Source organism: Methanothermococcus jasoni (assembly GCF_049075655.1).
Taxonomy (GTDB): domain Archaea; phylum AGJL01; class Methanococci; order Methanococcales; family Methanococcaceae; genus Methanofervidicoccus.
Map to the genome: position 1 here is coordinate 1,333,716 of NZ_CP157522.1, position 14,710 is coordinate 1,348,425.

Genomic DNA, 14,710 nt, shown 5'->3' on the forward strand with positions numbered 1-14,710 from the left:
TCATTATGAATATATTTTATTGTATAGGCTATCTTTTATTATTATATTAACTATCGGAGCTCCAATATAACAAGTAGGATAAAAATATTTATTTTCAATGGCACTGAGCTCAGATTGCTATAACAAGATTTTTATAGATATGGTGAAACAATGTTCTGCGACCAAAACTATAAATTTGGAGTTCTTCCAAAAAAGGACGGGTTTATGATAAGAATATCTTTAAAACCGGGATATATTACTTCTAAACAATTAGATGCTATAAGCTATATTGCAAAGCACTATGGCGAAGATAAAGTCCATATAACAAACCGACAAGGTATGGAATTAAAAATAAGGCATGAACATCTTGAAGATGCAGAAGAACTATTGAATGATGTAGGACTTAAATTAGGTTCCACTGGGAAGCGTATAAGACAGATTAAATCATGTATTGGAAAAGAATGTCAAAACTCCATTGGAAACTCTATAAGCTTGGCAGAATTATTGCACAATGAATTTGAAGGAATATGGGTTCCAAAAAAATTAAAAATAAACATAAGTGGCTGTCCAAACGATTGTGCATGGGCTAAATTCTGCGATGTTGGCATTATCTTTCGATATACTATGGATATAAACGGTAAGGAGTGTTCAGGTTGTGGAAAATGTGAAGAATTTTGTGAAGTATGTGCAATAGATTGGAAAAATCAGACAATATCTGAAAAATGTATTGGAACAGGAGAATGTCTTAAACTTTGCGGAGCTCTGGAAGTTAAAGATGAAGTCATGTCAATATATATTGGTGGAAAAGGGGGGAAATTTCCAAAAATGGGAAAACATATTTTAAATGTTAAAACAGAAGATGAAGTTGTCGATATAGTTGATTTGATAATTGAAAAATATGCAAAATATGGAAAAAAAAGAGTATATGATTTAGTTAAAGAATACAATGTTAATACTATTGAAGATATTGAAAATATCTAAAATTACATAATAAAAACTAAGGTGATACAAATAAATAATAAAAATAGATAAATGGATTAATTAATCCAACCTGTATCTCAATATTGCAGCAATACCTTTAAATGCTTTATATATCTGGCTTCCTTCTTCGGTATCTGTTGAGACAATCTTTAAATTTGCCCCTGATTCATCACACAATCTTGCAAAGTATTCAATTATATCCTCTGTTTCATCAATATAGAGCATACCTCCACAGTTTGGACAGGTTTTTGTTTTTAGAGCTTCTTCAACTTTTGGGAGCTCGTCATTTTTTACATTCATTTCCTCTGTGAAATCACAGTTATTACATTTTATTGTTATTCTTGACATGTTGATGTTATCTGTAACAATTAGGGTATCCACTGCCCCCATTTGAAGATACTTCATAACCTCTTTTTCACCATATGCCGCAAGACCACCATCTTCTTTTATGAGCTCCTTGAAGAATTTTTGAACAACTTCCTTTTCCTTCATTAAATCTAAATCCCTTAAAAGACCTGATGCCTTATCTAAAAGTTCTCTTACTCCAAATTCCTCAGTATAACATAAATCAAATGTATCTATTACCTTCTTTTTTAACTCATGGTGCAGATAGTCCTTATTTACAAATTCGTTTTTAGTATTTCCAGGACCTCCAACAAGTATGCCACTTAATTTTTTCTGCTCCAATAGTGGCAAAAACTCCTCATTTGCATACTCTCCAACCCTTACCATAAACTGATTTGCAGCATCATCTATCAATCTTTCAAGCCTTCTCGCTGACTGACCTCCTGCTCTAAATTTTCCCGGAACACCACTGGTTAATCTTTTTGCTATTTGGATGTTCTTTCCCTTAACAAGAGCAATTGTAGCTTCGTTTCTGTCAATAAGTATAACTCCGTATATGTCTTTTTCTTGAATAAAGTCCTCCAATGGCTCTGTGTAAAATTGGGAATCACATCTATATATAAATGTTTTTACAGGTTCAGGGGGTTCTAATACATAGGTTTCCATTTTTTCAGTTCCAGGACCTCCTCTTGGAATCATCCCTGCAAATATAATTACTCCTTTTTCAAGGGGTTCTTTTAAAAGTTTTAATCTCTGCAATATTACCTCAATTGCTGATTGAACATTTTTCTTTGTAGTTTTACTTTTGATGTTTGAAGATTGTGAGAGCTCCTCCCTAAGATACTGTCCAACATCAGATAGTCTTTTCCCTGCTGGAATATATAAACTGATTAATTCCGTTCCCTTTCCTTTTTTATCTTTCAATTCTTTAAGTGCTTTCTTAAATAGATAAACATCTGTTGCTGAATTTTCGCTCATGAAATCACCGTGATAATTTGATAATAAATATCTATTGGATTAAATATATAAAATGGTTAATAATAAAAGAGCATATTTATTTAAATATATTATTATAATTTTAAAATTACCAATGAAGTTTAAAAATAGAAACTATATTTTCAAATTAATATTTAACAATCCTATATTTAGATTAATCATAAGACCACCAATCATTTACTTTTATTAGTAAAAAATAATATATATAGTTTTGGTATTCACAATTTCGAAAATAATATATAGTTTAATCAAAAGATGAATAAATGATACAATCTTCATAAGTGTTTTTTATTGTAATTATGGGTGAAATGATGAAAAAAATGATAAAAAAGGCAGTAATACCTGCGGCGGGTTTTGGAACAAGATTATTACCAATTACAAAGGCTAAACCAAAGGAAATGCTTACGGTTGTGGGAAAACCTATTATACAGTATGTAATCGAAGATTTAGCAGATGCAGGCGTTGATAATATTTTAATAGTTACAGGGAAAGGAAAGAGTGCAATAGAGAACCATTTTGATAGAAATTTTGAATTAGAGGATAAATTAAAAAACAACGGAAAACAGGAATTATTGAACATGATTAGAAAAATTGACAACCTTGCAAATATATATTACACCAGACAGAAAGAACAGAAAGGGCTGGGGGACGCGATAAACTGTGGAAAAGAATTTGTTGGAAAAGAATATTTTTTGGCGATGGTGGGGGATACAATATACTCTGGAAATGTCGTTAAAAAGATGCTTGAAGCATATAACAAATATAAATGTTCTGTAATTGTGCTTGAAAGGGTTCCAAAAGAAATGGTTTATAAATATGGTGTAATATCTGGAAAAGAGATTGAAAAAGGCATTTTTGAAATAGATGATTTAGTTGAAAAACCAGCAGTCGAGGAAGCTCCATCAAATTTAATAATTACTGGTGCCTATCTCCTATCGCCTAAAATTTTCAAACATTTGGAAAATACAAAAGTAGGAAAAGGTGGGGAAATCCAGCTAACTGATGCTATGAAATCTCTTTTAAGCGAAGAAAAGATAATAGGTGTTGAAATAAATTACAAAAGATATGATATAGGGGATATTGAAGGATGGTTAAAGGCAAATGTTGAAATTGCATTGGAGGAAATTCCTGGATTTAAAGAGTATTTAAAAGAAATAATCGAAGAAAAATAAACAGCATTTTTATGTGGTGATGGTATGAAAGTTTTAATTACTGGCGGGGCAGGGTTTATTGGAAGCCATATTGTTGATAAATTTTTAGATGATAATTATGAAGTTGTTGTTCTAGACAACCTAACCACGGGAAATTTAAAAAATCTAGATAATAAAGATATTGAATTTATAAACAAGGACATCTGCGATAATGACCTAAATCTTGAAGGTGTCGATGTAGTTATACATCACGGAGCTCAGATAAATGTCCGAACATCTGTTGAAAAACCTGTTTATGATGGCAATACAAATGTTTTAGGAACTTTGAATATTTTGGAAAAAATGAGAAAATACGATGTTAAAAAGATTATATTTGCATCATCAGGGGGAGCAGTATATGGGGAACCACATTATATGCCTGTTGATGAAAAGCATCCGGTGGCTCCCATGTCTCCATACGGGCTAAGTAAATTTTGCGGAGAGGAATATATAAAACTGTATAATAGATTATATGGCATAGATTACACAATTTTGAGATATTCAAATGTATTTGGAGAGAGGCAAGACCCAATGGGAGAGGCGGGAGTAATAAGCATATTTATAGACAAAATCATGAATAACCAAAGACCTACAATATTTGGAGATGGAAATCAAACAAGAGATTTTGTTTATGTTGGAGATGTGGCAAATGCAAATTTAATGGCACTAAATTGGAAGAATGAAATTGTAAATATAGGAACTGGAAAAGAAACATCTGTTAATGAACTATATGAGGTAATCGCAAAGGAATTAAACTATAAGGACAAACCAATATATGACAAACCAAGAGAGGGAGAGGTTTATAGAATATCATTAAATATAAACAAGGCGGAAGAATTGGGATGGAAACCATCTGTGGATTTAAAAGAAGGTATTAAAAGAACTGTTGAATGGATGAAAGGCCTAAAAAGTTTATAAAAAGGTTATAATATAATATCTATCAATTTGGTGATAATATGAAAATATCAGTAATTGGAACAGGATATGTTGGATTAATTCAAAGTGTAGGTTTGGCAGAGTTTGGATTTGATGTAGTGGGTATAGATATAGACGAAACTAAGGTAAAACATCTCAATGGGGGTAAATGTCCATTGTATGAAGATGGGTTAGAGGAACTCCTGCAAAAACATGTTGGAAATAAATTGAAATTTACAACATCCTACGATGAAATAAAAGATTCAGATGTTATATTTTTATGTGTGGGAACTCCGCAGGATGATGAAGGAAATGCAGATTTAAGATTTATATATTCGGCAACCGAATCCATTAAAAACCAGTTGGATGATAGCTATAAGATTTTAGTTATAAAATCCACCGTGCCCATTGGAACAAATAGGAATATTAAGGAATTATTAAAAGATTATAATGTTGATGTAGTTTCAAACCCAGAATTTTTAAGAGAGGGGATTGCAGTTTATGACTTTTTTAATCCTGAAAGAATTGTATTAGGATTTGAAAATTTAAACAATGAAAAACCAATAGACATTATGAAAGAGATATATAGTCATTTTGATAATAATATTCCATTTATAATTACAGATTGGGAAAGTGCTGAGATGATAAAATACGCATCCAACGCATTTTTGGCAACCAAAATTTCCTTTGTAAATGAGCTCTCAAAATTAGCTGATAAAGTTGGTGCAGATATAAAAACCATAAGTGAGGCTATGGGAATTGATAAAAGGATTGGAAACAAGTTTTTAAACGCTGGAATCGGATATGGCGGGAGCTGTTTCCATCCTGATGAAGTGTTATTTGTGGATTTTGGAAAAGGTTTAGAGTGCATGACATTTAAGGAGTTATTTGATGAGCTCAGTAAAGACAGTAATAGGATGGTAAAAATATTATCCATTGATGAAAATTTGAAATTGGATTTGGTGGATTTAAAATTGATTACAAAAAGGGATTATTCCGATGATTTAATTGTTTTAAAAACGTCGATGGGAAGGGAGCTAAAAATAACAAAAGACCATCCTGTTGTTGTGATGAATGAAAATAAATTAAACATTAAATTAGCGGAAGATATTAAAGAAGGGGATGAAATAGCACTACCTAATGGAGAATTTAATAACAATAATAATATAATTACAATCGATGTTTTAGAAGAAATAAAAAATACTCCATTAATTGAAAACACTTATTTAAATAATAAAGATATGGTGTTGAATGAGTTTGAGAATATAAGAACTCATTTATCAAATAAATATGTTCATGATGTAAAGAAGAATGGGACTGTAAGAGCAAAGGATATGCTACCATTAAGAAACTTGTTAAATAAATACAATTATAATTCAAATAGGTTATTCACTGTAAGAAGCAAATCTACAACAATCCCCTCTAAAATTAAAATAGATAAAGATTTTGCTCGGCTTATTGGATATTATTTAGCGGAAGGTTGGATTTCGGAGGACAATGGAAGAAATAGAGTTAATAGAAAAAGAATTAGTTTTTCATTCGGAGGTCATGAGGATGAATATATTAACGATGTTAAAAATATATTGAGTAAATTGGATATAAATTATATTGAAAAAGTTGGGAATGGTTCTCATTCTATAGTAATATCTTCAAAATTGTTAGCATATATCTTTGAAGAGGTATTAAAATGTGGAAACAATTGCTATAATAAACAAATACCACCACAAATATTCAATTCACCAGAGGATATTAAATGGGAGTTTTTAAAAGGTATTTTAAGAGGAGATGGAGGCATAGTTAGGTTGAACAATAATAAAAATTTAAATATCGAATATGGAACGGTAAGCAAAAAATTAGCAAATTCCCTAATGATATTATTGCAATCTTTTGGCATTACAACATCATTAAAAAGATGCTACAACAACAAAAGCACAGTATTAACCTATATCATAAGAATAAACGGATTAAACCAAGTCAAAAAAATCGGAGAATTGTTTGGAGAAAAGTGGAATAACTATAAAGAAATCGCAGATAATTATCAAAGAAATATAAAACCTACGGGCTATAAAAAGTTCGACAATTATGCAACATTAAAGGTTAAATCTATTGAAAGAGAACATTACAATGAAGAAGTTTATAGTGTGGAAACAGACAATAATTTATTAATATCATCTTATGGAATGTTAATTCATAACTGCTTCCCAAAAGACGTCAAAGCGCTGATAAAACAGTTTGAAAACAATAATATATCTCCAAAATTAGTTAAAGCGACAGATGAAGTAAATGAAGAGCAAATATGCTGGTTTTTCAATAAAATTAAAAATTATTATAATGGTAATTTAAATCAAAAAACTTTTGCAGTTCTTGGATTGGCATTTAAACCCAATACTGATGATTTAAGGGAAAGTAGGGGAATAAAATTAATCGATTTATTATTGAAAAGCGGAGCAATAGTTAAGGGCTTTGATTATGTTGAAAAAGCAAGAGAAAATACCATCAACAGATATAAATTGGATAAATCAAAAGCATTTTATGGATATAATTTATATGTATTGGATGATTTATACGAAACCGTAAAAGATGCTGATGCAATTATAATAACCACAGAATATGATTTTAATAATGAAGATTGGGAAATGATAAAGAAGCTAGTTAAAAATAAAACCATATTTGATGGTAGGAATATCCTAAATGCCGATAAAATAAAAAAATTGGGATTTGAATATTATGGGGTTGGTAGGAAATGAAATATAAGAATATTTTGATAACAGGAAGTGCGGGATTTATTGGATTTCATTTAAGCAAATATTTATTAGATAATTATAATAATGTCCAAGTCATTGGGATTGATAATCTAAATAATTACTACAATCCCCTTTTAAAGGAAAAGAGAAATGATATCTTAAAAAATTATGAAAATTACAATTTTATTAAAATGGATTTTTCCAACTGGGATGATTTAGTTAATAATTTAGATGATAAGGATATCGATTTAATCGTTCATCTCGGAGCTCAGGCAGGTGTGAGATACTCATTAGAAAATCCATGGGCTTATGAATCATCAAATTTATTGGGAACATTGAATATATATGAGCTCGCTAGAAAGTTTGATATAGAAAAGGTTGTTTATGCTTCGTCATCATCAGTATATGGTGGGAACAAAAAGATTCCATTCAGTGAAGATGATAATGTAGATAAGCCTGTTTCACTATATGCCGCAACAAAAAAATCAAATGAATTAATGGCACATACATACCACCATTTATACAACATAAAAATGATAGGATTAAGATTTTTTACAGTTTATGGAGAATATGGAAGACCTGACATGGCATATTTTAAATTTGTAAAAAAAATATTATCAAATGAACCTATTGACATATATAACTATGGAAATATGGAAAGAGATTTTACCTATATATCCGATGTTGTAGATGGAATAGTTTCATCTATTGAAAAGGATTTTGATTATGAAATTTTTAATTTAGGGAACTCCAAACCTGTTAAGTTAATGTATTTTGTAGAGCTCATAGAAAAATACCTTAACAAAAAGGCGGAAAAGAATTTTTTACCTATGCAGGATGGGGATGTTTTAAGAACTTATGCGGATTTAAACAAAAGCAACGAGCTGTTGGGATATAATCCGAAGGTTTCTATTGAAGAAGGGTTGAAAAGGTTTTGTAATTGGTTTTTAGATAATAAAGAATGGCTGTTAAAATTATAATTTATTAGATATTGGTGCTATAATGTGCGGAATCAATGGGGTAATTAGATTTAATGAAGATATTTCAAAGGATGAGCTCGAATCAATGAATAAGTCCATAAAACATAGAGGTCCTGATGATAATGGCATTTATATATTTAATTCCAAAAACCTTCGGTTTTTGTCCCCTGAAGGTTCCAAAAATTATTCCGTTGGATTGGGGCACGTGAGGTTGTCAATTTTAGATTTATCTGAAAAAGGACATCAACCTATAGGGTATGGTATTGAAGATGATAAAATTATATATAATGATAATGAGTTAGATGATGCCGATATAATTATCGTCTATAACGGTGAAGTTTATAATTATTTGGAATTAAAGGAAAAATATGATTTAAATACTGAAACAGGAACTGATACAGAAGTTATTTTAAAGTTATATTATAAATTGGGCTTTGATTGTGTAAAAGAATTTAATGGGATGTGGGCGTTTTGTATCTTCGATAAAAGGAAAAATTTAATTTTTTGTTCAAGGGATAGGTTGGGGCAAAAACCGTTTTATTATTATTTTAATGAAAATACTAATGAATTTATTTTCTCTTCTGAATTAAAGGGGATAATATCTGTTAAAGACATAAATAAAAAGGAAAATATTAACAAAGATGCCGTTAATCTATATTTTGCACTTGGATTTATCCCATCCCCCCATTCAATTTACAAGAATGTTTTTAAATTAGAAGCCAGGCAAAATTTAATATTTGATTTAAATAGTAAAGAAATTAAAAAGAATTACTATTGGGAGCTCCCAAATTATAATCCAATTTATGATAAAAATAAATTAATTGAAGAAGGTAAAAAACTACTTTATGATGCCGTTAAACTAAGAATGCGTTCAGATGTTCCAGTTGGAGCATTTTTAAGTGGTGGTTTGGATAGCTCTTCTGTTGTTGGAATTATGAGTAAATACACTGATTTAAAAAACCTACATACTTTTTCCATAGGCTTCGAAGGAAAATATGATGAAACACCATATATAAATGTAGTTAAGGATTATTTTAAAACAAATCACCATCATTATTATTTTAAAGAGGAGGATTTTGTAGAGCTCATTGATAAATACGGCTGGATTTATGATGAGCCATTTGGTGATTACAGTGGATTTCCAACATATAAAGTTTCTGAGATGGCAAAACAATTTGTAAGTGTTTCATTAAGTGGTGATGGAGGAGATGAAATTTTTGGAGGCTATCGATTTCATCTGATTAGTAAAAGAATAGAATATTTAAAAAAAATCCCTGTATCAGTTAGAAAGATATTTTTAAACATGTTGAGTAATAATTTACTAAAAAAAAATTCCATATTGTATTTAATTAGAGAAGCAGTTAAATTATCCCTAATTGAAAATAATGAAAAATTTTACTCAGAATTATTCGATGGAGATTTTATTATTTCCGATGAGGGCAAAAGTTGGATAGAAAAAAATTTAAAATACTGCTTAAATAAAACAGATAATAATTTATCTGAATCCCTTAGAATTTTTGATTTATTATTTAGAACATTATCTGATAATTTTTTAGTTAAGGTGGATAGGGCATCGATGGCAAATGCATTAGAGGTTAGAAGTCCCTTTTTAGATTACAGATTTGCAGAATTTAGTCAAAAAATCCCAACAGAATTTAAAGTCGATTTCTTTAAAACAAAAAAATTAATGAGGGAAATTATTAAGGATATTTTGCCAGATGAGATAGTTAATAGAGGAAAGGGAGGTTTTGAACCGCCATTGGATATGTGGATTTTGAATGAAAAATATGATAGTATTTTGGAAAATGGAATTGCTATTTTAGAAGACATTGGGTTGGAGCAGTTGGTTAAATTTTATAAAACTAAAATCTTTATGTCAAATCAAAGATTTGTCAAACCAAAGGTAAAGAAAAATAATAAGCTTTATAGTATTTACAAGATTAGGTTGTTTTTGTTTGCTAAATGGTGGGAGAGATGGATAAGGTAATTTGTAAAAGTTATAAATCACTAAACGGAGAATCAAAAATAGTGATTATAAATAAAAATTGTCCATACAGTTCTAAAAACACAAATGTGTCAAGAATTCACTTAATAGGACATATTGTTGATGAAATAATATCGTTAAGTATCACAATTTTCCGAAGAGTTTTAAAATATATCTATACCCCACAAGAAATAGAACAAAATAATATATTAATATTTAAACAAGATAGATTAGGTGATTTAGCAATAACAATTCCATTATTGGCGGTTTTAAAAGAAAAATTTCCAAATTATAATATCATATTGATAACTAGTCCATCGAATTACGAATTAGCAAAAAAAATACCTTATGTTGATAAAATAATTCCTTTAAGTAATAAAAATATGTGCATTGATTATAAAGAGATGTCAAAAATAACAAAAAGAATTAGTAGTTTCTATAAATTTATGAAATATGATTTAAAAGACCATATAAACGTTTTAAAATATTATTCCAATAGTAAATATGGAATTGATCTAGTTGGCAGGAGAAGAAATGCGTTAATCATGAAAATTCTAAAAATTAAAAAAATCTGTGGTTTTGAACTTTCTCCATTTAGTTTTTTGTATGATTTTAAGATACAATATACTGAGGATGAAAATATTATCTTGCAATTTTTAAAATTCTTAGATGCCTTTAATATGCACAATGATGATGACTTAAATATCAATAGTCTTACATTAAATGGATTTAAATGCCTAAAAACAGGTAAAACCGATAAAAAAATAGCAGGTGTCCATTTAGGATTCGGCGGGGAAAAATGTCGTAATTGGGGACTAGATAATTTTTTGGCATTGGTTAATAGGTTGATAGATAATAATTATTATGTAAAAATATACTATACTATTCATGAAAAAAATGAATTTGAATATCTATATAACAAATTAAAACATGAAAATAATGTAAAATACATATTTTGTCATAATTTAGATATATTTTTGCAAGAACTTGGGGATATTGATGTATATGTGGGCATAGATGGAGGACCTTCCCATATTGTTGATATATTGGGAATTCCAAATATCATACTTTTTTCTAGGGAAAATCCACTTAAATGGGGCTCATTTATGAGTAAATCCACAATTATAAAAGGAATTATTGAAAACTGTGAAAATAGGGTGTGTGGTAAGAATATATGTATAAAGACCATTACACCAGAACTTGTATTTAACGAGATTAAAAACATTGTTGGTGAGAAAGATGAATAACAACATTAAATGTCCAATATGTGGAAATAATGCATATTATAAATTTACAAAAACTAATTTATTAGGTTCTTTTAAATTTTATGAATGTAGAAATTGTAATTTATTATTCGTAAATCCAATACCCACAAAAGAAATGTTGGATTTCTACTATTCTGAAATATTTACTCTCCCAAACAATCAAAGATTAAAAAATATTAATAAATTTTCAGAAGTTTTGAAAATGATAAATACTAATATCACAAATAAAAAAGTTTTGGATATTGGGTCTGGAAAGGGAGATATCATTAAATGTTTTTATAATTCCGGTGTAAAGGAGATTGTTGGAGTAGATATTGATAAAGATTTAATAAAATTAAAAGACAATATTCCAGATGAAAAAATAGAAATAATAATCGAGGATTTTTTAAATATTGAAGATAACTTAAAAAATGAGTATTTTGACATTATTACAATGTTTGATGTTATCGAACATTTTACGAATCCAAAGATATATTTAGAAAAAGCACTTTCGAAATTAAAAAAAGGAGGTAAAATAATAATAACTACACCAAATATAGGCTCTTTAAACTATAAAATATGTGGAAAATACTGGGATTGGATTTCACCACCTGCACATCTTTATTATTTTTCACCAAATTCATTAACAGAATTGTTAAATGAATTTGGAATATACGACATTCAGACATATTCGTTTTATGGAGATTGGGAAGATAATTTGGTAGTGTCAACACTTAAACTACCATACACCGTATTAAAATACCATATTAAATGTTTAACACTACCACTGGTTAGAACTATGGTATTAAACAACATAAGGAATCAAAAGAATAATAAAAATTATGATGATAAATCTATAAATCTCTCAAAGAATTTAGATTTTTTAAAATGTTTTGACAAATATATTTATAATTCTTTGAGTTATCCACACTTGATAGTGGTGGGTGAAAAACAATGAAAAAAGATAAAACAAATATTAATATTGTCCTATTTCATTCTTTTGAACGAAAGTGGTTTCTAAAAAATAATATTACAATAGAATTTTATGAAAATTTAGAGACACACATAACGAAAATACTTTGTAGATTGATAAAATTATCTGAATTTACAAAATATTCACCTAAATTCGTATTTTTTACAGCATATAAAGAGTATGATAATTTACTTTTAAAACATAGATGTGGTTTTAATATAAATTTAATGTATGTTAATTTATTCAAGCTAACAATACCTTTGGAAATTTCACTATCTCTATTAAATCAAATATTTAATATCAAAAAATCAGAAGTGTCTATTTGGCATCTAAATACTTATTATTATTTAATGTTTGATTTTGTAGTCCCAATACTAAAATTAAAAAAACAAAAAATAATAGCACATCACAGAGGAGGTGGATTTAGTTGGAATCCTATCGCAATACCTTATTCAATTTTTCAATATATATTAATGTTGCCTATACTATTGAGATTAGTGGATAAAATTATTGTTCAAAACAAATATGAACTCAATAGATTGATAAAACAATATATGATAAGTCCTAATAAAATTGTTTGGATACCCAATGGAATTGATATTAAATTATTTAAGCCACTCCCTGAAAATGAACGAAATATTTTAAGAAAAAAATTTGGATTTAACGAAGATGAGTTCGTAATCTTGTATGTTGGAAGAATAACGAAAGGAAAGGGTATTTTAAAACTTCCAGAAATAGTTGAAAAATTAATAAATGAGTATAATGCAAAAAAAATAAAATTCTTTATAATTGGTGATGGTGATGATAAAGAAAAATTAATAAACATATTAAAAGAAAAAAAGTTATTAGACTATGTTAAATTCTCAGAGGGGTTTATAAATGATATAAATGAACTAATAATCCATTATAATGTTGGAGATATTATGGTTCATCTAAATACAAATCCAAAGTTTGAAGGTTCTCCAAATGTGGTTTTAGAAGCACAGGCATGCGGCTTACCAGTAGTTGGATTTGATATTCCGGGTGTTCAAGATTCAATAATTGATGGAAAAACCGGCTTTTTAATAAAAAATAAGGACTATAATGATTATGTTAAAAAACTTAATGTCGTATATACTAACAAAAAATTACATAACACTATGAAGATTGAAGCAAGAGATAATATTAAAAAGAATTTCAATATAGACGATATTATTGAAAAATACATTGAAGTTTATAAAAATGTGCATTTGTGATAAAATGGGGAGATTTGAGAAATATAAAAATAAAAAAAATGATAAGGTTGTATTATTTAGTTTCTACGGAAGGAGTGGAATGTGGCATTATGCTACTCAATATGCTAATGCATTAAGTAAATTTAAAAATGTTTATTTGGTTTGCCCCAAATTTGCAAAAAAAGATTTTGTAAATTATAATAACAACCTTTCTTTAATAGAAATAGATGCTAGTCCATCTATTAAAAAATTCATTATTGAAACTTTGAACTTACATCAACATATAAATTTATTTCTCAAAATCTTAAAAATGAATCCTACAACATTGCACTTTTTAGATAACCATCCATGGAGCGTTATTTATGCAGTAATATTCAAGCTTTTAGGTTATAAAATAATATTTACACAGCACGACCCAATCCAACATACTGGAGAACCTAGGGGGGACATACAAGGAATTATAAATAAACTACAAATGAAATTGGGAAATTACATAATAATTCATAGCGAATTTTTAAAAAATATGGTTTTAAAGAAATTTAATATTTCAAAAAACAAAATTATTATTTACCCACATGGGCATTATGCATTCCTATTAAAATATAAAAAAGATAACATTAGGGAAGAGCCATATACTGTATTATTTTTTGGTAGAATTTTAAAGTATAAGGGTTTGGATTTACTACTTAAATCTTTATTAATTTTAAAAGAGGAAGGATGTAAATTTAAACTCATTATTGCCGGTGAAGGTGATTTAAAACCTTATAAAAAACTAATAAATAAACTTAAAGGATATATTGAAATACATAATAAATATATTGCGGAAGAAGACATTCCTTATTATTTCCAAAAGGCATGTTTAGTGGCTTTAACATACCACGATGCTACGCAAAGTGGTATAATTCCTATTGCTTATCCTTTTGGAAGACCCGTAATTGTCACAAAAGTTGGGGGTTTGCCTGAGGTTGTTATAAATGGAAAAACCGGATATATAGTTGATAAGAATCCAGAAGAAATTGCAAAATCGATAAAAAATATACTGTACAATCCATCCGTTCAAGATGAAATGAAAGAAAATTGTAAAAAAGCAACTTATAAACTTATCGATTGGAAAAAAAATCTTAAAAAAATTCTTTACATATACAATTAACGATTTTGGGTGGTG

11 protein-coding genes are annotated in these 14,710 nt (G+C 28.5%); 10 read left to right on the top strand and 1 reads right to left on the bottom strand.

Annotation, left to right across the window (positions count from 1 at the left end):
* Nucleotides 1-150: 150 nt before the first annotated feature.
* Nucleotides 151-960 (top strand): hypothetical protein, encoded by an 810-nt coding sequence (locus Mjas_RS07075; RefSeq protein ID WP_421077464.1) that lies wholly within the window; start codon nucleotides 151-153, stop codon nucleotides 958-960.
* Between the two features lie 60 nt (nucleotides 961-1,020).
* On the opposite strand, the gene prf1 is transcribed toward Mjas_RS07075, so the two are convergent.
* A complete protein-coding gene (gene prf1 / locus Mjas_RS07080; RefSeq protein WP_421077465.1) occupies nucleotides 1,021-2,283 on the bottom strand; it encodes a peptide chain release factor aRF-1 in 1,263 nt (420 codons plus the stop codon).
* A gap of 338 nt (nucleotides 2,284-2,621) precedes the next feature.
* Here prf1 and galU point away from each other — a divergent pair, with 338 nt between their 5' ends.
* The 9 genes from galU to Mjas_RS07125 are packed head-to-tail and all read left to right on the top strand — an operon-like array spanning nucleotide 2,622 to nucleotide 14,695.
* A complete protein-coding gene (gene galU, locus Mjas_RS07085) occupies nucleotides 2,622-3,473 on the top strand; it encodes a UTP--glucose-1-phosphate uridylyltransferase GalU (RefSeq protein WP_421078601.1) in 852 nt (283 codons plus the stop codon).
* 24 nt (nucleotides 3,474-3,497) lie between these two features.
* Nucleotides 3,498-4,409, top strand: coding sequence for an SDR family oxidoreductase (locus tag Mjas_RS07090; protein ID WP_421077466.1), 912 nt, complete (start codon nucleotides 3,498-3,500; stop codon nucleotides 4,407-4,409).
* Nucleotides 4,410-4,447: 38 nt separating this feature from the next.
* The gene (locus tag Mjas_RS07095) at nucleotides 4,448-7,153 is read left to right on the top strand and encodes a nucleotide sugar dehydrogenase (protein WP_421077467.1); all 2,706 of its coding nucleotides are present in this window, start codon (nucleotides 4,448-4,450) and stop codon (nucleotides 7,151-7,153) included.
* Entirely contained in the window at nucleotides 7,150-8,130 is a 981-nt protein-coding gene (locus Mjas_RS07100) for an NAD-dependent epimerase/dehydratase family protein (protein WP_421077468.1), read from the top strand. The genes Mjas_RS07095 and Mjas_RS07100 overlap by 4 nt, the downstream gene beginning before the upstream one ends.
* A gap of 22 nt (nucleotides 8,131-8,152) precedes the next feature.
* On the top strand, nucleotides 8,153-10,117 hold the full coding sequence (gene asnB, locus Mjas_RS07105) for an asparagine synthase (glutamine-hydrolyzing) (protein WP_421077469.1): 1,965 nt from the start codon (nucleotides 8,153-8,155) through the stop codon (nucleotides 10,115-10,117).
* The gene (locus Mjas_RS07110; RefSeq protein WP_421077470.1) at nucleotides 10,105-11,361 is read left to right on the top strand and encodes a glycosyltransferase family 9 protein; all 1,257 of its coding nucleotides are present in this window, start codon (nucleotides 10,105-10,107) and stop codon (nucleotides 11,359-11,361) included. Before asnB ends, Mjas_RS07110 begins: the two co-directional genes overlap by 13 nt.
* Complete coding sequence (locus Mjas_RS07115) at nucleotides 11,354-12,316, top strand: class I SAM-dependent methyltransferase (protein ID WP_421077471.1); 963 nt, start codon at nucleotides 11,354-11,356, stop codon at nucleotides 12,314-12,316. The genes Mjas_RS07110 and Mjas_RS07115 overlap by 8 nt, the downstream gene beginning before the upstream one ends.
* Nucleotides 12,313-13,566 (top strand): glycosyltransferase family 4 protein, encoded by a 1,254-nt coding sequence (locus Mjas_RS07120; RefSeq protein ID WP_421077472.1) that lies wholly within the window; start codon nucleotides 12,313-12,315, stop codon nucleotides 13,564-13,566. The genes Mjas_RS07115 and Mjas_RS07120 overlap by 4 nt, the downstream gene beginning before the upstream one ends.
* Before the next feature lie 4 nt (nucleotides 13,567-13,570).
* On the top strand, nucleotides 13,571-14,695 hold the full coding sequence (locus Mjas_RS07125; RefSeq protein ID WP_421077473.1) for a glycosyltransferase family 4 protein: 1,125 nt from the start codon (nucleotides 13,571-13,573) through the stop codon (nucleotides 14,693-14,695).
* Nucleotides 14,696-14,710 lie beyond the last annotated feature (15 nt).

What these genes read in the sequence shown, in the direction of transcription:
- Mjas_RS07075 (WP_421077464.1), top strand. Translation starts at nt 151, where the DNA reads ATGTTCTGCGACCAAAACTATAAATTTGGAGTTCTTCCAAAAAAGGAC.
- prf1 (WP_421077465.1), bottom strand. Translation starts at nt 2,283, where the DNA reads ATGAGCGAAAATTCAGCAACAGATGTTTATCTATTTAAGAAAGCACTT.
- galU (WP_421078601.1), top strand. Translation starts at nt 2,622, where the DNA reads ATGATAAAAAAGGCAGTAATACCTGCGGCGGGTTTTGGAACAAGATTA.
- Mjas_RS07090 (WP_421077466.1), top strand. Translation starts at nt 3,498, where the DNA reads ATGAAAGTTTTAATTACTGGCGGGGCAGGGTTTATTGGAAGCCATATT.
- Mjas_RS07095 (WP_421077467.1), top strand. Translation starts at nt 4,448, where the DNA reads ATGAAAATATCAGTAATTGGAACAGGATATGTTGGATTAATTCAAAGT.
- Mjas_RS07100 (WP_421077468.1), top strand. Translation starts at nt 7,150, where the DNA reads ATGAAATATAAGAATATTTTGATAACAGGAAGTGCGGGATTTATTGGA.
- asnB (WP_421077469.1), top strand. Translation starts at nt 8,153, where the DNA reads ATGTGCGGAATCAATGGGGTAATTAGATTTAATGAAGATATTTCAAAG.
- Mjas_RS07110 (WP_421077470.1), top strand. Translation starts at nt 10,105, where the DNA reads ATGGATAAGGTAATTTGTAAAAGTTATAAATCACTAAACGGAGAATCA.
- Mjas_RS07115 (WP_421077471.1), top strand. Translation starts at nt 11,354, where the DNA reads ATGAATAACAACATTAAATGTCCAATATGTGGAAATAATGCATATTAT.
- Mjas_RS07120 (WP_421077472.1), top strand. Translation starts at nt 12,313, where the DNA reads ATGAAAAAAGATAAAACAAATATTAATATTGTCCTATTTCATTCTTTT.
- Mjas_RS07125 (WP_421077473.1), top strand. Translation starts at nt 13,571, where the DNA reads ATGGGGAGATTTGAGAAATATAAAAATAAAAAAAATGATAAGGTTGTA.